We start from the raw sequence: 18,498 nt of genomic DNA, 5'->3' as shown, positions 1-18,498 counted from the left end.
CGGATCAATCGGCGGTGGCGCGCAGGGTGCGTTCGATGTCGGCGGCCCACGCGAGCAGCGCGGCGTCGCGCATCGGCAGGCCAGCAAGGCTCAGGCCCACGGGCGCGTCGCCGGCCGCGTGGCAGGGCAAGGAGATGGCGCAGCCGTCCATGAAGTTGACGATGGAGGGGTTGCGCAGCATCGCGGCGTTGACGGCGACGTACTGCGCTTCGTCGGCTTCGAGCGCCTCGATGCGCGGCGCCACCAGCGGCACGGTCGGCATGAGCCAGCCGTCGAATTCGCCCAGGCGCGCGGCCACGCGAAGTTGCCAGTCGGCCCGCTGTGCTTGCAGCGCGAGGTAGGCGCGCGCCGTGAAGTCCTTGCCGCGCAGGATGCGGCTGAGCACGTGCGGGTCGTAGCCGCTGCCGCTGCGTTCGATCAGCTCGGCATGCCACGCCCATGACTCCGCGGCGCTGAAGCCGCCTGCGGCGTTGATGGCCGCGAGCTCGTCGAACTCGGGCACCGCCAGCTCGACCAGCTGCGCGCCGGCGGCCGAGAGGCGCTGCAGCGCGCGTCGGAACGTGGCGGCGACGTGGGCGTCCATGCCGTCCTGCACCAGCGTGGTCGGCACCGCGAAGCGGGCCTGGCGCAGGTGCTGCGTTCGGGGCGCCTCGGACACGCCGGACAGCACCACATCCATGGCCGCGCAGCCGGCCACGTCGAGCGCCATCACGCCGACCGCGTCGAGGCTGTGCGACAGCGGCACGAGCCCGGTGCCGGGCATGCGGCGCGCCGTCGGCTTGAAGCCGGTGATACCGCACAGCGCCGCCGGAATGCGCGCCGAGCCGCCCGTGTCGCTGCCGACGCTGGCGACGCACAGGCCGTCGGCCACCGCCACGGCCGCGCCCGAGGATGAACCGCCGGGAATGCGCCGCTCGCTGCGCTGCCACGGATTGGCCGGCGTCCCGTAGTGCGGATTGAGGCCGAGGCCGGAGTACGCGAACTCGGTCATGTTGGTCTTGCCCACCAGCACCGCGCCAGCCGACAGCAGGCGCTGCACGGCCTCGGCGTCGTGCGCGGCGGGCGGCGCGTCGCGCAGCACGACGGAGCCGGCGGTCGTCGTTTCACCGGCCACGTCGAACAGGTCCTTGACGGAGACCGGCAGGCCTTCGAGCGGAGAACGCACGACGCCGGCTTCGCGCAGGCTGTCGGAGGCGCGCGCGAGGTGCCGGGCACGGTCTGCCAGCACGCGCGTGAAGGTGCGCGCGCCTTCGCCGGCAGGGTCGGCGATGCGTTGCAGTGCCGATGCGGTCAGCGCGGCGGAGGTGGTGCGGCCTGTGGCCAGTTCGGCGCGGGCGGCTTCGAGGGAGATCGCGGCGGACATGAGCGGTCCTCGTGCGTCAGGCGACGATCGGCAGCGAAACCGCGCGGTACTCGTGCGCGATGCGGCGGCCCGTGTGTTCGTCGACCAGCTCCATGCGAAAACGCGCCGCCGGGCGGATGCCGCCGATGGCGCCGACCGTGCCGCAGGTCATCGCGAAGCCGTCGGCCGGTTCGCCGTCAGCCGCGGCGCAGCGCGCCAGCAGATCGGCCGGCGGACGCAGCGCGGCCAGCGTGCCTTCCTGGTAGAGGCGCCATTCACCGCCCTCCTCGATCCACGAACGCAGCACCAGCGTGTCCCAGCGCTCCTGCACGTCGGCCAGCCGCCAGGCGCTGCGCGCCACGGGCTTCACACAGATCTGCTTGGACAGCGCCACGCTGTGCGCTTCCAGCGCGCGGTCGGTGTGGTCCGAGCCGATCGAGACGAAGAACTCGCCCCCGTGCAGGAACAGCAGCGGCTCGACCTCGCCCGAGGTGTCGGCCCCCACCACCTGCACCACATCGGCTTGGCTCAGCTGCTGGGTGGCCACCCGGTAGAACAGCGGCACGGCGCTGGGCGCGGGCACGCCGAGTTCGGCGAGTTCCTCGATGTGGTGCTCGATGGCGGCGGTGTCGCGCCCGGTCCAGCCGGCGATCACGAGGTGCCGGGCCTCGAAGCTCAGCGTTGACGGGGCACTTCCCTCGGGAAGTTCGAAAGACAGTTTCATGGGTGGCAGCTCGATTGAAGTTTCAGTGAAATTTCACAACGATATTACAGTGAGTCCACAGAAACTTCAAAGGGATTTCCCGCAGGTACCATCGGGGAACTCCACCATGACCCTCCCGCCCCGATGAACGCAGCCACGCCCGCCCGCAAAGCCCCCGTCCGGCGGCCCGAAGCAGCCATCTCCCTCAACGAAACCGCCTACCTGCGCCTGAAGGAAGCCCTGGTGACCCTGGCCTACAAGCCCGGGGAGTACCTCAACACCGCCCAGGTGATGGAGCGGCTGGGCGTGGGCCGCACGCCGGTGAACCAGGCGCTGCACCGTCTGTCGGCCGAGGGCCTGGTCCGCATCATTCCGCGCAAGGGCGCGATGGCTTCGCCGCTGTCGATCAACGACGCGCTGGAGCTCATCGAGGTCCGGCTGGTGAACGAGGTGCTGTGCATGCGCCTGGCCGCGGCGGCCATCACCGAGGCCGAGCTGGCCGAGCTGCAGGCCATCGCCGAGCAGTTCGAGGCAGCGGCGCAGCGGCGCGATGCGATGTCGGTCATGAACCTGGACCGCCTCTTTCACGAAAAGATCGCTGCGGCGGCGCGCAACGCGATGCTGCAGGACATCCTGAGCGTGCTGCACGCGCGCTCGCAGCGCTTCTGGGCGATTTCATTGGCCGCCGAGGGGCATCTGGCCGAAGTGATCGAAGAGCACCGCACCATCGTCGCCACGCTGCAGCGGCATGACGCCGATGCAGCGGCCGAAGCGGCGAAGACGCATGTGCTGTCGTTCAAGGCGTCGATGCTGAACAGCCAGCGCTGATCGACGGCGCTTCAGGCGCATCGATCCCCATGAAAAATGCCCTCCAGACCCGAGCCTGGAGGGCATTTTCGTTGACTGTCGTCAGGCCGCCTGCACGGCCCGACTTCGGTCGATCAACCCACCCACTTGCGCGCGTTGCGCCAGATCTGCATCCACGGGCTCAGCTCGCTCTTGTCGCCCGACGTCCAGCTCATCTGGATGTTGCGGAACACGCGCTCCGGGTGCGGCATCACGGCGGTGAAGCGGCCGTCCGGCGTGGTGACCGAAGTCAGGCCGCCCGCGCTGCCGTTCGGGTTGAACGGGTACTGCTCGGTCGGCTGGCCGTGGTTGTCCACGAAGCGCATCGCTCCGATGGCCTTGGCGGCGTCGCCGCGGTGCTTGAAGTTGGCGTAGCCCTCGCCGTGCGCCACCGCGATCGGCAGGCGGCTGCCGGCCATGCCCGCAAAGAAGATGCTGGGCGACTCGAGCACCTCGACCATCGACAGGCGCGCCTCGAAACGCTCGCTCTGGTTGGTGGTGAAGCGCGGCCAGGCCTCGGCGCCCGGGATGATGTCGGCCAGCTCGGCGAACATCTGGCAGCCGTTGCACACGCCCAGGCCGAAGGTGTCAGCGCGGCCGAAGAAGGTCTTGAACTGCTCGGCCAGCTTCGGGTTGAAGGTGATGCTGCGCGCCCAGCCGATGCCGGCACCCAGCGTGTCGCCGTAGCTGAAGCCGCCGCAGGCGACCACGCCCTTGAACGCGGCCAGGTCCGCCCTGCCCGTCTGCAGGTCGGTCATGTGGACATCGAAGGCCTCGAAGCCGGCTTCGGTGAAGGCGTAGGCCATCTCGACGTGCGAGTTGACGCCCTGCTCGCGCAGGATCGCGACCTTGGGGCGCGACTGCAGGATGGCCGGTGCCACCGGGGCGTTCGGAAGGAACACATGCATGCCCGGGTCGTTCGGCACGCCGGCCGCGGCGTGCTCGGCATCGGCGCAGGCCGGGTTGTCGCGCTCGCGGGCGATCTTCCAGCTGACCGAATCCCAGACCTGGTGCAGGTCGTGCAGCGAGGCACTGAACACCGACTTGGCATCGCGCCAGACTTCGAGCTTGCCCTTGCCGGCGTCCATGGCCGAGCTGGCGGGGCGGGTCTTGCCGACGAAGTGGCTGTGCGTGCTCAGGCCGTGGGCGCGCAGCACCTGCATGACGTCGTTGCGCTCGGCGGTGCGCACCTGCAGCACCATGCCGAGCTCTTCGTTGAACAGCGCCTTGAGCGTGAGCTCTTCGCGCCGCGCGCTGACCTGCTGCGCCCAGTTCTTGGCGTCGCCGGTTTCCATGCGGCTGTCGGAAATGCCGTCGCCTTCGGTGACCAGCATGTCGACGTTCAACGCCACGCCGACGTGGCCCGCAAAGGCCATTTCGCAGGCGGTGGCGAACAGGCCGCCATCGCTGCGGTCGTGCATCGCGAGGATCTTGCCGTCGGCGCGCAGGGCGTTCACGGCGTTGACCAACGCGACCAGCTGTGCCGGGTCGTCGAGGTCGGGCACGGTGTCGCCGCTCTGGTTCAGCGTCTGCGACAGGATGCTGCCGGCCATGCGGTGCTGGCCACGGCCCAGGTCGATGAGCAAGAGCGTCGTGTCGTCTTCGGTCGCGTCGAGCTGCGGCGTGAGCGTGCCGCGCACGTCGGCCAGCGAGGCGAAGGCGGTGACGATCAGGCTCACGGGCGAGGTGACCTTCTTGGCTTCGCCGTTGTCCTTCCACTGCGTGCGCATCGACAGCGAATCCTTGCCGACCGGAATCGACACGCCCAGGGCCGGGCACAGTTCCAGGCCCACGGCCTTGACGGTTTCGTACAGCGCGGCGTCTTCGCCGGGCTCACCGCAGGCGGCCATCCAGTTGGCCGACAGCTTGACGCGCGACAGCTCGATCGGCGCGGCCAGCAGGTTGGTGATGGCCTCGGCGACGGCCATGCGGCCCGAGGCCGGCGCGTCGAGCGCGGCCAGCGGCGTGCGCTCGCCCATGCTCATCGCTTCGCCAGCAAAGCCCTTGTAGTCGGCCAACGTCACGGCGCAATCGGCTACGGGCACCTGCCACGGGCCGACCATCTGGTCGCGGTGCGTCAGGCCGCCCACGCTGCGGTCGCCGATGGTGATCAGGAAGCGCTTGGAGGCCACGGTCGGGTGCGCGAGCACGTCGATGGCGGCCTTCTGCAGGTCGACGCCCGTGAGGTTGAGCGGCTTGAAGCTGCGCGCCACGGTCTTCACGTCGCGGTGCATCTTGGGCGGCTTGCCCAGCAGCACGTCCATGGGCATGTCGACGGGCTGCACCGCCGCGCCTTCGTCGGCCACCAGCAGCTGGCGCTCTTCGGTCGCCACGCCGACCACCGAGAACGGGCAGCGCTCGCGCTCGCAGAAAGCCTTGAACTGCTCAAGCGACTCCGGTGCGATGGCCAGCACGTAGCGCTCCTGGCTTTCGTTGCACCAGATTTCCTTGGGCGCCATGCCCGACTCTTCGAGCGGCACGGCGCGCAGGTCGAAGCGTGCGCCGCGGCCGGCGTCGTTGGTCAATTCGGGAAAAGCGTTGCTCAGGCCGCCCGCGCCCACGTCATGGATCGCCAGGATCGGGTTGGCCGCGCCCTGCTGCCAGCAGTGGTTGATGACCTCTTGCGCGCGACGTTCGATTTCGGGGTTGCCGCGCTGCACCGAATCGAAGTCGAGTTCGGCCGCATTGGCGCCGGTCGCCATCGAGCTGGCGGCGCTACCGCCCATGCCGATGCGCATGCCGGGGCCGCCGAGCTGGATCAGCAGCGAGCCGGCCGGGAACAGGATCTTCTTGGTCTGCGTGGCGTCGATGCTGCCCAGGCCGCCCGCGATCATGATGGGCTTGTGGTAGCCGCGCTGCACGGTGTCGCGGTCGCTCGTCACCGCCTGCTCGTACTCGCGGAAGTAGCCCAGCAGGTTGGGACGGCCGAATTCGTTGTTGAACGCGGCGCCGCCCAGCGGGCCCTCGGTCATGATCTGCAACGGGCTGGCGATGTGCTCGGGCTTGCCGTAGTGGCCGTCTTCGGGCCAGAGCTTGGAGACCGTGAAGCCGGTCAGGCCCGCCTTGGGCTTGGAGCCGCGGCCCGTGGCGCCTTCGTCGCGGATTTCCCCGCCCGCGCCGGTCGAGGCGCCGGGGAACGGGGAAATGGCCGTCGGGTGGTTGTGCGTCTCGACTTTCATCAGCACATGGCTCAGGGTGCTATCTTTTTGATAGCTCTGCGAGCCGTTCGCCGGAATGAAGCGCTCGATGGTCGCGCCTTCCATCACCGAGGCGTTGTCCGCATAGGCGATCACCGTGTGCTGCGGGTTCTGCTTCTCGGTGTGGCGGATCATCGAGAACAGGCTCTGCGGCTGGGCCACGCCGTCGATGGTGAAGTTGGCGTTGAAGATCTTGTGGCGGCAGTGCTCGCTGTTGGCCTGCGCGAACATCATCAGCTCGACGTCGCTGGGGTTGCGGCCCAGGCGGGTGAAGGCTTCGACGAGGTAGTCGATTTCGTCTTCCGCCAGCGCCAGGCCGAAGCCGGTGTTGGCCGCCACCAGGGCGTCGCGCCCGCCGGTTTGCACATCGACCTGCGCCATCGGCTGGGCCGGCAATTCGCTGAACAGGCTGGCCGCCTGCTCGACCGCGGCGAGCACCGATTCTGTCATGCGGTCGTGCAGCGGGCCGGCCACGGCGGCCAGGGCGTCGCCTTCGAGCACGGGGGCCTTGCCGATCAGCGGCGCCTTCAGCTTCAGGTGGTACTGGGTGACGCGCTCCACGCGGCGCAGCGCCAGGCCGCAGTTGTGGGCGATGTCGGTGGCCTTGAAGGCCCAGGGCGACACGGTGCCCAGGCGGGGCGTGACGACCACCGAGGCGCTCGCCTTGGCCGCCGGGGCCTCGAAGGGCTCGCCGTAGGTCAGCAGCGCGGCAAAACGCTCGCGGTCGGCGTCGCCCAGCGACGCATCGGTGACCACCAGGTGCACGAAACGGGCCGAAATGCCCTCGATGCGCGGCTCGATGGCCTGCAGCTTCGGCAGCAATTGCCGTGCACGGAAGTCGCTGAGTGCGCTGCCGCCCTCGAACATGGTTACGACAGGAAGGGCTTGAGGTGCGGGCTGCGTCACGGTCGATGGGGGGCCTCGGGGGCCGCGTTGGGAATCAAGGAATCTGGGCGGAGGCCGCTGACTGGGGTCATCCGCGTTAACCCGGAATTTTAGCTTGCCGAATGGGATAATTCGGGGCATGAGCATTACCTACAAAGACGCCGCAGGCATCGAAGCCATGCGGGTCGCCTGCCGCCTCGGGTCCGAGGTGCTGGACTACCTCACGCCCTTCATCAAGCCCGGCATCACGACCAACGACGTGGATCGGCTGGCCGCCGAGTACATGGTCAAGCAGGGCACCACCTCGGCCACGGTGGGCTACATGGGCGCCAGCAGCGTGCCGTTCCCGAAGTCGCTGTGCACCTCGGTGAACCACGTGGTGTGCCACGGCATCCCCAATGACAAGCCCCTGAAGAAGGGCGACATCATGAATGTCGACGTCACCGTCATCAAGGACGGCTGGTTCGGCGACAACAGCCGCATGTTCGTGATCGGCGACGCCTCCATTGCCGCCAAGCGCCTGTGCAACGTCACCTTCGAAGCCATGTGGCACGGCATCCTGCAGGTGCGCCCCGGCGCCCACCTGGGCGACGTGGGGCATGCGATCCAGAAGTTCGCCGAGGGCCAGGGCTTCTCGATCGTGCGCGAGTTCTGCGGCCACGGCGTGGGCCAGCGCTTCCACGAAGAACCCCAGGTGCTGCACTACGGCCGCCCGGGCACCATGGAAGAGCTCAAGCCCGGCATGATCTTCACCATCGAGCCGATGATCAACGCCGGCAAGCGCGACGTGAAGGAAGACTTCAAGGGCGGCCAGTACGACGGCTGGACCATCGTCACGCGCGACCATTCGCTGTCGGCCCAGTGGGAGCACACGGTGCTCGTCACCGAGACCGGCTACGAGGTGCTGACGCTCTCCGAAGGCAGCCCGCCGCTGCCGGCCTTCGTCACCTCCACCAAAACCTGACGCGCCGAAGCGCGCCCCCGCCGTGATCGAAGCAGCCAAGATCGACGTGGCGACGCTGCGCGAAGCCTATCGCGCGAAAAAGCTCGCCCTTTTCGACACCCTGCGCTTCGCACGCGCGCCCACCCGCAGCGTCCACACGGTGCTGCGCCAGCTCTCGGCGCTGGCCGACCAGACGCTCACTGCGCTGTGGAACGAGGCCGGCTTCGGCGACGCCTTCGCGCTGGCCGCGGTGGGCGGCTACGGGCGCGGCGAGCTGTTTCCGTACTCCGACGTCGACGTGCTGCTGCTGCTGCCGCCCGAGGGCCAGGACAGCGGCGTCGAGCCCGCCCGCATCGAGGCCTTCATCGGCCAGTGCTGGGACGCCGGCCTCGAGATCGGCTCCAGCGTGCGCACACTCGAAGAGTGCCTGGACGAGGCCGCCAAGGACATCACGGTCCAGACCTCGCTGCTCGAATCGCGCCTGATCACGGGCGACAAGAAGCTCTTCGCGGCCTTTCGTCGCCGCTTCACCCAGGCCATCGACCCGCAGGCCTTCTTCGTGGCCAAGTCACAGGAAATGCGGCACCGCCACCAGAAGTTCGACAACACGCCCTACGCGCTCGAACCCAACTGCAAGGAATCGCCCGGCGGCCTGCGCGACCTGCAGACCATCCTGTGGATGAGCAAGGCCGCCGGCTTCGGCAGTCGCTGGGACGACCTGGCCAAGAACGGCCTGGCCACGCCCTTCGAGGCGCAGCAGATCAAGCGCAACGAGGCCCTGCTCTCGCTCATTCGCGCCCGCCTGCACGTGATCGCCAACCGGCGCGAAGACCGGCTGGTGTTCGACCTGCAGACCGCCGTGGCCGCGAGCTTCGGCTACGAGAGCGAGTCGCAGCGCAAGTCGAGCGAGGCGCTGATGCGCCGCTACTACTGGGCGGCCAAGGCGGTGTCGCAGCTCAACCAGATCCTGCTGCTCAATATTTCCGAGCGGCTGCAGCCCATCGACGAGCAGCCCACGACCATCAACGAGCGCTTCTACGAGCGCGCCGGCCTGATCGAGATCGCCAGCGACGACCTGTACGAGCGCGAGCCGCACGCGGTGCTCGAGACCTTCCTGCTGTACCAGAAGACCATCGGCGTGAAGGGCCTGTCGGCGCGCACGCTGCGTGCGCTGTACAACGCGCGCCATGTCATGGACAGCAAGTTCCGCAACGACCCGGTCAACCACGTGACCTTCATGCGGATCCTGCAGCAGCCCTACGGCATCACGCATGCCTTCCGGCTCATGAACCAGACCTCGGTGCTGGGACGCTACCTGCGCGTGTTCCGCAGCATCGTGGGGCAGATGCAGCACGACCTGTTCCATGTGTACACGGTCGACCAGCACATCCTGATGGTGCTGCGCAACGTGCGCCGCTTCTTCATCGCCGAGCACGCGCACGAGTACCCGGGCTGCTCGCAGCTCGCGGCCGGCTGGGACAAGCCCTGGATTCTCTACGTCGCCGCCCTCTTCCACGACATCGCCAAGGGCCGCGGCGGCGACCACTCCACGCTCGGCGCGCGCGACGTGCAGCGCTTCTGCAAGCAGCACGGCATCGCGCGCGAAGACGCCAAGCTCATCGAATTCCTCGTGGCCGAGCACCTGGTGATGAGCCAGGTCGCGCAGAAGCAGGACCTGGGCGACCCCGAGGTCATCGGCGCCTTCGCCAAGCGCGTGGGCAACGAGCGCTACCTCACGGCGCTGTACCTGCTGACCGTGGCCGACATCCGCGGCACCTCGCCGCGCGTGTGGAATGCCTGGAAGGGCAAGCTGCTCGAAGACCTGTACCGCTTCACCCTGCGCGCCCTGGGCGGACGCATGCCCGACCCGGATGCCGAGGTCGAGGCCCGCAAGCGCGAGGCGCTGGTGCTGCTCGCCCTGCACGCCCAGCGCTTCGAGGCGCACAAGGCGCTGTGGGACACGCTTGACGTCGGCTACTTCATGCGCCACGACGCCACCGAGATCGCCTGGCACGCCAAGCAGCTGTCGCGCTTCGTGCCGCCCAAGAACGTGCCCATCGACCCGAAAGCGCCGCCCATCGTGCGCGCGCACCTGTCGCCGGTGGGCGAAGGGCTGCAGGTGGTGGTCTACACGCCCGACCAGTCCGACCTGTTCGCTCGCATCTGCGGCTATTTCGACCAGGCCTCGTTCAGCATCCTGGACGCCAAGGTCCACACCACGAGCAACGGCTACGCGCTCGACACCTTCCAGGTGGTGACGACCTTCCAGCCCGACCACTACCGCGACCTGATCAGCATGGTCGAAACGGGTCTGGCGCAAACGCTCACCGAGGCCGGCGCCCTGCCCGCCCCCAGCATGGGGCGCGTGTCACGCCGGGTGCGCAGCTTTCCGATCAAGCCACGCATCAGCCTCGTGCCCGACGACAAGGCGCAGCGCTGGCTGCTCAGCATCTCGGCCAGCGACCGCGCGGGCCTGTTGTATTCGGTGGCGCGCGTGCTCGCGCGGCATCACCTGAACCTTCAACTGGCGAAGGTGACGACCTTGGGTGAACGGGTGGAAGACACGTTCCTGATCAGCGGACCGGAACTGCAGGGCCAGAAGACGCAGCTGGCCATCGAGACCGACCTGATGGAGGCGCTGGCCTCCCAGTGAGGCCGCTGAATCGGCGCGTGCGGCTCAGCCGCAGTACGCGCCGAGGATGCGACCCGTGGGATCGACCTGTGCGTTGAGGCGCGTCGCGTCTTGGGCCGGGTCGGCCGGTGCCGTGGCCGGCACGGTGCGGGCGGTTTTCGCGCCGGCGCGCTGGCGCATTTCTTCGAGCAACGGACGCGTCGCCTGCATGCCGAGCGCAAAGCGCACTTCCGGGGCCTGGCAACTTTCGGGCGGGGGCGCGAAGCTCGGCGGCGCCGGCACTTCGGAGGTGAGCGGCCGGTCCTTGGGCGGGGCCTCGCAGCCCGCGAGCACCGCAGCCAGGGCCGCAGCCGTCAGAAGAAACCCGTGCCGGCCAAACGTCATGCGCATCTTGTCTTGCTCCTTGAAACCAGCCTGAAGCTTAGCCGCCCGCGGAGGCCCGCTCATGACCCCTTGCGCTGCAGCGGCGACAACAGCCCCAGGCGGATGCCCGTGATCACGGCCTCGGTGCGATTGTGCACACCCAGTGCCTGGAACAAGGTGCCGATGTACTCCTTCACCGTGTGCTCGGACAGGCCGAGCTCGCGCGCGATCGACTTGGTCGGCAGTCCGCGCGCCAGGCCGTGCAGCGTGTCGGTCTGGCGCGGGCTGAGCGTCGGCCTGGCGGTGCTCTTCGGCCCCACGTGCAGGATTTCCTGCGGCAGGTAGACCCCCCCCGCCAGCACGGTCTCGAGGGCCTGCTTGAGGAAGTCGGCCGGCATGGTCTTGGGCACGAAGCTCATGGCGCCCGCCTCCAGGCAGCCGCGGATGATGTCGACGTCGGTCGAGGCCGACACCACCACGACCGCGATGTCGTGCGCCATGGCCCTCAGACGCACCAGCGCGTCCAGGCCGTACTCACCCTTGAGCTCGAGGTCCAGCAAGCAGAGGTCCAGGTCGGGATGGCGCAGCGCCAGAGCGCAGGCTTCGTCGACCGTGGCGGCCTCGAAGATCTCGATACGGCAACCCGTGTTCTCCAGCAGCATGCGCAGACCGGCGCGAAACAACGCGTGATCGTCCAGCAGCATCACTTTCATGGCACACCCCCTTCGGCCTTTCTGGCCGATATGCACCCTCATTCTGACGCTGGCACCCACGGGTAGAGCCGCCGCGCGTCGGAACTAGATCACCCTCCATGCAAAAAACTACCAGCCCCTGCGAAGGAGGGGTTGGGTGCCTGGCGCGTTTCGAGGAAATTCAGAGCCGACCGCTGTTGTCGCCAAAGGGGGCCGACCATGAACGCCAGTTTTCAAGACCGACTGATCTCGCTTGTCGCGGGGTCGCAGCCCCAATGGAAATCCGAGCTCGCCCGACAGTGCGGCGTCAGCGCCCCCACCGTGATCCGCTGGCTCACCGACCGGCACAGCTGCGCAGGCACCCTGCACCTGCATGCGATCGCCGCGTACTTCGAGGTGCCGGCCCGGTGGCTGGCCACGGGCGACGGCCCGGAGCGGGTCCGCACGCGGCGCTCACATTGAAAGGGTTGTAAGCGGACCTCTGTGAACGGGCGCGCAGGCGGCAAGCCGCCCCCGCCCATGGCGTATGCTGAAAGGCCGCGCACGGCACCGCCGGTGCGCTCCCTTTCATCACCCGCTTTCGACATGAGCACCTCTTCCCATCCCCTCGCGGGCCAGCCGGCCCCGTCCGATCTGCTGGTGGACGTGCCGCGCCTCGTCTCGGCCTATTACACCGGTCGCCCCGACCCAGCCGTGCCCAGCCAACGCGTGGCCTTCGGCACCTCGGGCCATCGCGGCTCCTCGTTCGACGACGCGTTCAACGAATGGCACGTGCTGGCCATCAGCCAGGCCATCTGCGACTACCGCAAGCAGCAAGGCATCGACGGCCCGCTGTTCCTGGGCATCGACACGCACGCGCTGTCCACGCCCGCCTTCGCCAGCGCGATCGAGGTGCTGGCGGCCAACGGCGTCGAGCTGATGCTGTCGAAGGACGACGAGTACACGCCCACGCCGGCCGTGTCGCACGCCATCCTGGTCTACAACCGCGGACGCACCAGCGGCCTGGCCGACGGCATCGTGATCACGCCCTCGCACAACCCGCCCGAAAGCGGCGGCTTCAAATACAACCCGCCCAACGGCGGCCCCGCAGGCACCGACATCACCTCCGCCGTCGAAGCCGCCGCCAACAAGATGCTGGCGAACAAGCTCGAAGGTGTGAAGCGCATGCCGCTGGCGCAGGCGCTGAAGGCGTCCACCACGCACCGCCACGACTACCTGAACACCTATGTCGAAGACCTGGCCCAGGTGCTGGACATGGACGCGATCCGCGGCGGCACCATCGACCTGGGCGTCGATCCGCTGGGCGGTGCCGGCGTGCACTACTGGCCGGCCATCGCCGCGCGCTACAAGCTCCAGCGCCTGAATGTGCTGAGCCAGGCGGTCGACCCGACCTTCCGCTTCATGTCGCTCGACTGGGACGGCCGCATCCGCATGGACCCGTCGTCGCCCGACGCGATGCACGGGTTGGTCGCGCTGAAAGACCGCTTCGGCATCGCCTTCGCCTGTGACACCGACCACGACCGCCACGGCGTGGTCACGCGCAGCGCGGGCCTGATGCAGCCGAACAACTACCTCGCGGTGATGGTCGACTACCTCTTCACGCACCGCCCCCACTGGCCAGCGCAGGCAGCCGTCGGCAAGACGGTGGTCAGCAGCCGCATGATCGACCGCGTGGCGGCGCAACTGGGCCGCCCGCTGTACGAGGTGCCCGTGGGCTTCAAGTGGTTCGTCGACGGTCTGGTCGACGGCTCGCTGGGCTTCGGCGGCGAGGAAAGCGCCGGCGCCACCTTCTTGCGCCACGACGGCAGCGCCTGGACCACCGACAAGGACGGCATCGTGCCCGCCCTGCTCTCGGCCGAGATCGCCGCGCGCACCGGGCGCGACCCCGGCGAGCGCTTCACCGAGCTGACGCAGGCGCTGGGGCGCCCCGTGTCCGACCGCGTGGACGCGCCCGCCACGCCCGAGCAGAAAAAACGCCTGTCGGCCCTGTCGCCGCAGCAGATCACCTCGACCACGCTGGCGGGCGAGAAGATCGAGAACGTGCTGAGCCACGCCCCGGGCAACGGCGCGGCCATCGGCGGCGTGAAGGTCGTCACCGAGAACGGCTGGTTCGCCGCGCGCCCTTCGGGCACGGAGAACATCTACAAGGTCTACGGCGAGAGCTTCCTCGGCGACGACCACCTTGCGCGCATCCTCGGCGAGGCGCAGCAGGTGGTCGACAAGGCGCTGTCGGCGAGCTGACGCGAGGCAACAGCGCATGGACACGCTCGTGCTGCGGCTGCAACCGGGCGACGATCTGCGTGCGGCGCTCGATGCCGTGCTGAAGCCAGACGGCATCGGCGACGCCGCCTTCGTGGTCTCAGGCATCGGCAGCCTGCGCGGCGCGAGCATCCGTTTCGCGGGTGCCGAGTCGTCGACGCGGATCGAAGGCGACCTTGAAATCCTCACGCTCGCCGGCACGCTGTCGCCGGACGGCTCGCACCTGCATCTCAGCGTGTCGGACGGCGTGGGCCGGGTGTCGGGCGGCCATGCCGCACCGGGCTGCGTGGTGCGCACCACGGCCGAGATCCTCGTCGCGGTGCTGCCCGAGTGGCGCTTCTCGCGCGAGCCCGATGCGCAGACCGGCTACGCCGAGCTGGTGCCCAGGCGCCGCTCCAGCCAGACGCTGTAGCGCGACAGCCCGAAGCACAGCAGCCAGTAGACGGCGGCCACGAACAGGTAGCCCTCGAGGTAGAAGGGCCGCCAGACCGGGTCGCCGCCCAGCGCCAGCCCGAGCGCGCCGGTCAGCTCGAACAGGCCGACCACGGTGACCAGCGAGGTGTCCTTCAGCGTGCCGACCACGCTGTTGGTCAGCGCCGGCACCACGAGGCGCAGCGCCTGCGGCAGCACGATGTCGCGCTGCACCGGCCAGCGGCCGAAGCCCAGCGCCATCGCCACCTCGGTCTGCCCGCGCGGCACGGCCTGCAGGCCGCCGCGGATGATCTCCGCCAGGTAGGCCGCGACGAACAGCGTGAGGCCCATCAGCACGCGCACCAGCACGTCGGGCTGCCAGCCCGCGGGCCACAGCAGCGGCAGCAGGAACGAGGCCATGAACAGCACCGAGATCAGCGGCACGCCGCGCACCAGTTCGATGTAGCTCGCGCTCAGCGTGCGCACCACGGGCCATTCGGAGCGCCGCCCCATCGCCAGCAGCAGCGCCAGCGGAAAGGCCAGCGCCAGCCCGACCACCGCCAGCCCGATGGTGAGCGGCAGGCCGCCCCAGCGGCTGGTCGGCACCGGGCTCAGCCCGGCCACGCCGCCGTGCATCAGCCCGACGAACAGCAGCAGTGCCACGCCCCACAACGGCGCCAGCCACCAGCGCCAGCTGCGCGGCCACGCGCTGAGCACGGTCACCGCGGACAGCACGACGACGGCGACGGCTGGGCGCCACTGCTCTTCATACGGAAAGCGACCGAACAGCATCGGTCGCCACTTCTCGGCCACCACGCCCCAGCAGGCGCTGTGCTGCACCGCGCGGCAGGCGTCGGCGTCGGGGCGGAACACGGCATGCACCACGCCCCACTCGAACGCATGGAAGCCGGCCCAGGCCAGCAAGCCCAGCAGCAGCACCGTGGCCAATGCGCGCAACGGCGAACCCCACAGCTCGCTGCGCCACGCGATGGGGCCTTGCGCGACGTTTCTCATCGCCAGCCTCGCAGCGCGACGCGCGCGTTGTAGCGGTTCATGCCAAAGGAGATCACGAGCGACAGCAGCAGGTACACCGCCATGATGATCGCGATGCACTCGAAGGCCCGGCCGTTCGAGCCGATGGTGGTGTTGGCCACCGACACCAGCTCCGGATAGCCCACGGCCACGGCGAGCGACGAATTCTTGGTGAGGCTCAGCAGCTGGTTGGTGAGCGAGGGCACGATCACGCGCAGCGCCTGCGGCAGGATCACGATGCGCAGCTGCTGCACCGACGACAGGCCCAGCGCCTGCCCTGCCAGCACCTGCCCTTGCGACACCGAGAGGATGCCGGCGCGCACGATCTCGGCGACGAAGGCCGCCGAGTACAGCGACAGCCCGGCGACGATGGTCACGTACTCCGGGCTCAGCACGGCGCCGCCGCTCACGCCGAAGTCGCCGCGTTCGGGCCATTCGAAATGCGTGGGCCACCCACCGCCCTCGCCCGCCACGGGCCAGGGCACGCTGAGCCCGCCCTTGCTGAGCCACACGCCCGGCAGCAGGTGCACGGGCTCGGTCGGGTCGGGCAGCAGGTTGGCCATCGCGAAAGCCAGCATCAGCAGCTGCACCAGCAGCGGCACGTTGCGCAACAGCTCCACGTACGCCGTGCAGATGCCGCGCAGCAGCACATGCGGCGCGAGCCGGCCGATGCCAATCAGCGTGCCGAGCACCACCGCGAAGATGGCGGCCGGCACGGCCGCGCGCACCGTGTTGATCAGGCCCGCGAGGAACGCGCGCCACGACGGCTGGCTGGCATCGAAGTCGAGCCAGCCTTCGCTGATCGAAAAGCCCGCGGGCTCGGTGAGAAAGTCGAAACCCGAGCGCACGCCGCGTGCGCGCAGCACCTCAAGCGCATGGTTCACCACCCAGAAGGCGCCGGCCACGACGGCCAGCACCAGCAGGGCCTGCACGAGCCAGGCCAGCCAGGCGCCGCGGCGCGAGGCCTGCCGACTCATCGAACAGGGGGTGCGTAGATCAGGCCGCCTTTGCTCCACAGATTGTTGGAGCCACGCGGCAGTTTGAGCACCGACTTCGGTCCGACGTTGCGCTCGAACATCTCGCCGTAGTTGCCCACGGCCTTGATGGCGCGGTACGACCAGTCTTTGTCGAGGCCCAGCAGCTTGCCGAGGTCTTCACCGGCGCCGAGCAGGCGCTGCTGCGCCGGGTCTTTGCTGGCGGCCTTGAGCTGGTCGGCATTGGCTTGGGTGACGCCGAATTCTTCCGCCTCGATGAGCGCGTTGGGCACCCACTTGGCGATGGCGAACCACTCGTCGTCGCCGCGACGCACCAGCGGCGCGAGCGGCTCCTTGGAGATCAGCTCGGGCAGGATGAGGTAGTCGTCGGGGTTCGGCGCTTCCTTGTTGCGCAGGCCGGCCAGCGCCGAGGCGTCGGTGGTGAAGGCCTGGCAGCGGCCCGAGAAGAAGGCCTTGAACGAGGCTTCGAAGCTCTCGAACACGACGGTCTTCACCGGGATGTTCTGCGCGCGGAAGTAGTCCGACACGTTCTTCTCGTTGGTGGTGCCCGACTGCGTGCAGATGGTGGCGTTCTTGAGCTGCTTGGCGCTCGTCACCTTGAGCTTCTTGGGCACCAGGAAGCCCTGGCCGTCGTAATAGGTGATGGTGGTGAAGTTGAAGCCCAGCGAGGCGTCGCGCGTGAGCGTCCAGGTGGTGTTGCGCGCGAGGATGTCAATCTCGCCGGCCTGCAGCGCCGAGAAGCGCTGCTGCGAATTCAGCGGCACGAAGTCGACCTTCTTGGGATCGCCCAGCACGGCCGCGGCGATGGCGCGGCAGGTGTCGACGTCCAGGCCCGACCAGTTGCCCTGCGTGTCGGGGGCCGAGAAACCGGCCACGCCGTTGGTCACGCCGCACTTGACGGTGCCGCGCTGCTTGACCGCGTCGAGCGTCTTGCCCGCAAAGGCCGGGGCCGCGGCGGCCAGCACGAGAACGGAAGCGGCGGCGAACAGTGCCGGGCGCAGTCGGGTGGTTGGGGTGGTCGTTGTCTTCTTCGTCATGGGTGTGTACTCCTCAACAGTAGGCAAAAGGCAGTGTACGGGGCGATGCAGGCCGACGACAAAGAACCCTGCGTTGGATACATATGTCGATCCGCTCGCGGGCGATCGGTCCGCGGCGCGGCCAGTTTCACTACCATACGGCCCTTTCATCACTCCCGAACAGGAATCACACCATGGTCAAGTCCGACGACACCGGCAAGCTCATCCTGCGCGTTGCGCTGGGCATCCTCATCCTGCTGCATGGCATTGCCAAGGTCGGCAAGGGCGTCGACGGCATCGGCGGCATGCTCGCGTCGCACGGCGTGCCCGCGGTGCTGGCCTACCTGGTCTACGTGGGCGAGATCCTGGCGCCAGTGCTGCTGATCGTCGGCCTGTTCACGCGGCCCGCGGCGCTGGTCGTGGCCATCAACATGGTGGTGGCGATCTGGCTGGCCCACCGCAAGGACCTGGGCGCGCTGAACGGGCAAGGCGGCTGGGCGCTGGAACTGCAGGGCATGTTCCTGTTCGCGGCCATCTCGCTCGCGCTCACGGGCGGCGGGCGCTTCGGGCTCAACAACAAGTAAGCGAAGAGGCGACTGGCGAATCAGTCGTCGTCAGCCGCATCGAGGCCCGGGAACAGGACCTCGGTGTAGCCGAAGCGCGAGAAATCGCGCACCCGCATCGGGTACAGCTTGCCGAACAGGTGATCGACCTCGTGCTGCACCACGCGCGCATGGAAGCCGTCGGCGGTGCGGTCGATCGGGTCGCCGTACAGGTCGAAGCCCGTGTAGCGGATATGAGCGAAGCGCGGCACCACGCCGCGCAAGCCGGGCACCGACAGGCAGCCTTCCCAGCCCTCTTCCTCTTCATCGCCCAGCGGCGTGATGACGGGGTTGAGCAGCACGGTGCGTGGCACCGGCGGCGCGTCGGGGTAGCGTGGATTGATGGTGTCGGTGCCGAAGATCACCAGTTGCAGGTCGACGCCGATCTGCGGCGCCGCAAGGCCGGCGCCATTGACCGCCTGCATGGTCTCGAACATGTCGCGCACCAGCAGGTGCAGTTCGTCGGTGTCGAAAGCGGCGACCGGCTGCGCGGTGCGCAGCAGCCGGGGGTCGCCCATTTTCAGGATTTCGCGGAAGGCCATGGAGGGATTATGGCCAGCGCGCAGCGCCCTCGCTGGAG

General features: G+C 68.7%; 16 protein-coding genes. 7 read left to right on the top strand and 9 right to left on the bottom strand.

The features are described 5' to 3' along the window. Nucleotides 1-4 precede the first annotated feature (4 nt). Both FFI97_RS06470 and FFI97_RS06465 read right to left on the bottom strand, forming a co-directional pair. Nucleotides 5-1,363: an amidase gene (locus FFI97_RS06470; protein ID WP_139701591.1), complete on the bottom strand. Its 1,359-nt coding sequence runs from the start codon at nt 1,361-1,363 to the stop codon at nt 5-7. Nucleotides 1,364-1,379: 16 nt separating this feature from the next. Further along, nucleotides 1,380-2,066 carry a DUF2848 domain-containing protein gene (locus FFI97_RS06465; protein WP_139701592.1) on the bottom strand — a complete coding sequence of 229 codons (687 nt, stop codon included), beginning with the start codon at nt 2,064-2,066 and terminating at the stop codon, nt 1,380-1,382. Nucleotides 2,067-2,189: 123 nt separating this feature from the next. Here FFI97_RS06465 and FFI97_RS06460 point away from each other — a divergent pair, with 123 nt between their 5' ends. Then, a complete protein-coding gene (locus FFI97_RS06460) occupies nt 2,190-2,873 on the top strand; it encodes a GntR family transcriptional regulator (protein WP_095745340.1) in 684 nt (227 codons plus the stop codon). Nucleotides 2,874-2,986: 113 nt separating this feature from the next. On the opposite strand, the gene purL is transcribed toward FFI97_RS06460, so the two are convergent. Continuing rightward, nucleotides 2,987-6,955 carry a phosphoribosylformylglycinamidine synthase gene (gene purL / locus FFI97_RS06455; RefSeq protein WP_139701693.1) on the bottom strand — a complete coding sequence of 1,323 codons (3,969 nt, stop codon included), beginning with the start codon at nt 6,953-6,955 and terminating at the stop codon, nt 2,987-2,989. Nucleotides 6,956-7,112: 157 nt separating this feature from the next. On the opposite strand from purL, the gene map reads away from it, so the two are divergent. Both map and FFI97_RS06445 read left to right on the top strand, forming a co-directional pair. After that, nucleotides 7,113-7,937 (top strand): type I methionyl aminopeptidase, encoded by an 825-nt coding sequence (map, locus tag FFI97_RS06450; protein ID WP_062471267.1) that lies wholly within the window; start codon nt 7,113-7,115, stop codon nt 7,935-7,937. A 22-nt stretch (nt 7,938-7,959) separates the two neighbouring features. Continuing rightward, nucleotides 7,960-10,569 carry a [protein-PII] uridylyltransferase gene (locus FFI97_RS06445; protein WP_139701593.1) on the top strand — a complete coding sequence of 870 codons (2,610 nt, stop codon included), beginning with the start codon at nt 7,960-7,962 and terminating at the stop codon, nt 10,567-10,569. A gap of 24 nt (nt 10,570-10,593) precedes the next feature. On the opposite strand, the gene FFI97_RS06440 is transcribed toward FFI97_RS06445, so the two are convergent. Then, nucleotides 10,594-10,938, bottom strand: coding sequence for a hypothetical protein (locus tag FFI97_RS06440; protein ID WP_056580768.1), 345 nt, complete (start codon nt 10,936-10,938; stop codon nt 10,594-10,596). A 53-nt stretch (nt 10,939-10,991) separates the two neighbouring features. Then, nucleotides 10,992-11,624: a response regulator transcription factor gene (locus FFI97_RS06435; protein ID WP_185993568.1), complete on the bottom strand. Its 633-nt coding sequence runs from the start codon at nt 11,622-11,624 to the stop codon at nt 10,992-10,994. Nucleotides 11,625-11,822: 198 nt separating this feature from the next. Here FFI97_RS06435 and FFI97_RS06430 point away from each other — a divergent pair, with 198 nt between their 5' ends. From FFI97_RS06430 to FFI97_RS06420, 3 genes are all read left to right on the top strand, one after another. Continuing rightward, complete coding sequence (locus FFI97_RS06430) at nt 11,823-12,065, top strand: helix-turn-helix domain-containing protein (RefSeq protein ID WP_062471259.1); 243 nt, start codon at nt 11,823-11,825, stop codon at nt 12,063-12,065. A 123-nt stretch (nt 12,066-12,188) separates the two neighbouring features. Beyond that, complete coding sequence (gene pgm / locus FFI97_RS06425; protein WP_139701595.1) at nt 12,189-13,844, top strand: phosphoglucomutase (alpha-D-glucose-1,6-bisphosphate-dependent); 1,656 nt, start codon at nt 12,189-12,191, stop codon at nt 13,842-13,844. Nucleotides 13,845-13,860: 16 nt separating this feature from the next. Beyond that, entirely contained in the window at nt 13,861-14,274 is a 414-nt protein-coding gene (locus FFI97_RS06420; RefSeq protein WP_139701596.1) for a PPC domain-containing DNA-binding protein, read from the top strand. Here FFI97_RS06420 and FFI97_RS06415 read toward each other — a convergent pair. The 3 genes from FFI97_RS06415 to FFI97_RS06405 are packed head-to-tail and all read right to left on the bottom strand — an operon-like array spanning nt 14,229 to nt 17,337. After that, a complete protein-coding gene (locus tag FFI97_RS06415) occupies nt 14,229-15,287 on the bottom strand; it encodes an amino acid ABC transporter permease (protein WP_139701597.1) in 1,059 nt (352 codons plus the stop codon). The two genes, FFI97_RS06420 and FFI97_RS06415, sit on opposite strands and share 46 nt — an antisense overlap. Next, complete coding sequence (locus FFI97_RS06410) at nt 15,284-16,282, bottom strand: amino acid ABC transporter permease (protein WP_139701598.1); 999 nt, start codon at nt 16,280-16,282, stop codon at nt 15,284-15,286. The genes FFI97_RS06415 and FFI97_RS06410 overlap by 4 nt, the downstream gene beginning before the upstream one ends. Further along, on the bottom strand, nt 16,279-17,337 hold the full coding sequence (locus FFI97_RS06405; protein ID WP_139701599.1) for an amino acid ABC transporter substrate-binding protein: 1,059 nt from the start codon (nt 17,335-17,337) through the stop codon (nt 16,279-16,281). The genes FFI97_RS06410 and FFI97_RS06405 overlap by 4 nt, the downstream gene beginning before the upstream one ends. Before the next feature lie 173 nt (nt 17,338-17,510). On the opposite strand from FFI97_RS06405, the gene FFI97_RS06400 reads away from it, so the two are divergent. Beyond that, the gene (locus tag FFI97_RS06400) at nt 17,511-17,900 is read left to right on the top strand and encodes a DoxX family protein (RefSeq protein WP_062471245.1); all 390 of its coding nucleotides are present in this window, start codon (nt 17,511-17,513) and stop codon (nt 17,898-17,900) included. Nucleotides 17,901-17,920: 20 nt separating this feature from the next. On the opposite strand, the gene def is transcribed toward FFI97_RS06400, so the two are convergent. Next, entirely contained in the window at nt 17,921-18,460 is a 540-nt protein-coding gene (gene def, locus FFI97_RS06395; protein WP_139701600.1) for a peptide deformylase, read from the bottom strand. Nucleotides 18,461-18,498 lie beyond the last annotated feature (38 nt).

The organism is Variovorax sp. KBS0712 (assembly GCF_006323185.2).
Classification (GTDB): Bacteria; Pseudomonadota; Gammaproteobacteria; order Burkholderiales; family Burkholderiaceae_C; genus Variovorax; species Variovorax boronicumulans.
The sequence above is the reverse complement of the archived record's forward strand: the minus strand, read 5'-3'. Positions and strand labels throughout refer to the sequence as shown.

Coding starts and splice junctions, on each gene's coding strand:
- FFI97_RS06430 (WP_062471259.1), top strand. CDS start 11,823: ATGAACGCCAGTTTTCAAGACCGACTGATCTCGCTTGTCGCGGGGTCG.
- FFI97_RS06465 (WP_139701592.1), bottom strand. CDS start 2,066: ATGAAACTGTCTTTCGAACTTCCCGAGGGAAGTGCCCCGTCAACGCTG.
- map (WP_062471267.1), top strand. CDS start 7,113: ATGAGCATTACCTACAAAGACGCCGCAGGCATCGAAGCCATGCGGGTC.
- FFI97_RS06420 (WP_139701596.1), top strand. CDS start 13,861: ATGGACACGCTCGTGCTGCGGCTGCAACCGGGCGACGATCTGCGTGCG.
- def (WP_139701600.1), bottom strand. CDS start 18,460: ATGGCCTTCCGCGAAATCCTGAAAATGGGCGACCCCCGGCTGCTGCGC.
- FFI97_RS06460 (WP_095745340.1), top strand. CDS start 2,190: ATGAACGCAGCCACGCCCGCCCGCAAAGCCCCCGTCCGGCGGCCCGAA.
- FFI97_RS06440 (WP_056580768.1), bottom strand. CDS start 10,938: ATGCGCATGACGTTTGGCCGGCACGGGTTTCTTCTGACGGCTGCGGCC.
- FFI97_RS06410 (WP_139701598.1), bottom strand. CDS start 16,282: ATGAGTCGGCAGGCCTCGCGCCGCGGCGCCTGGCTGGCCTGGCTCGTG.
- FFI97_RS06400 (WP_062471245.1), top strand. CDS start 17,511: ATGGTCAAGTCCGACGACACCGGCAAGCTCATCCTGCGCGTTGCGCTG.
- pgm (WP_139701595.1), top strand. CDS start 12,189: ATGAGCACCTCTTCCCATCCCCTCGCGGGCCAGCCGGCCCCGTCCGAT.
- FFI97_RS06435 (WP_185993568.1), bottom strand. CDS start 11,624: ATGAAAGTGATGCTGCTGGACGATCACGCGTTGTTTCGCGCCGGTCTG.
- FFI97_RS06405 (WP_139701599.1), bottom strand. CDS start 17,337: ATGACGAAGAAGACAACGACCACCCCAACCACCCGACTGCGCCCGGCA.
- FFI97_RS06415 (WP_139701597.1), bottom strand. CDS start 15,287: ATGAGAAACGTCGCGCAAGGCCCCATCGCGTGGCGCAGCGAGCTGTGG.
- FFI97_RS06470 (WP_139701591.1), bottom strand. CDS start 1,363: ATGTCCGCCGCGATCTCCCTCGAAGCCGCCCGCGCCGAACTGGCCACA.
- purL (WP_139701693.1), bottom strand. CDS start 6,955: ATGTTCGAGGGCGGCAGCGCACTCAGCGACTTCCGTGCACGGCAATTG.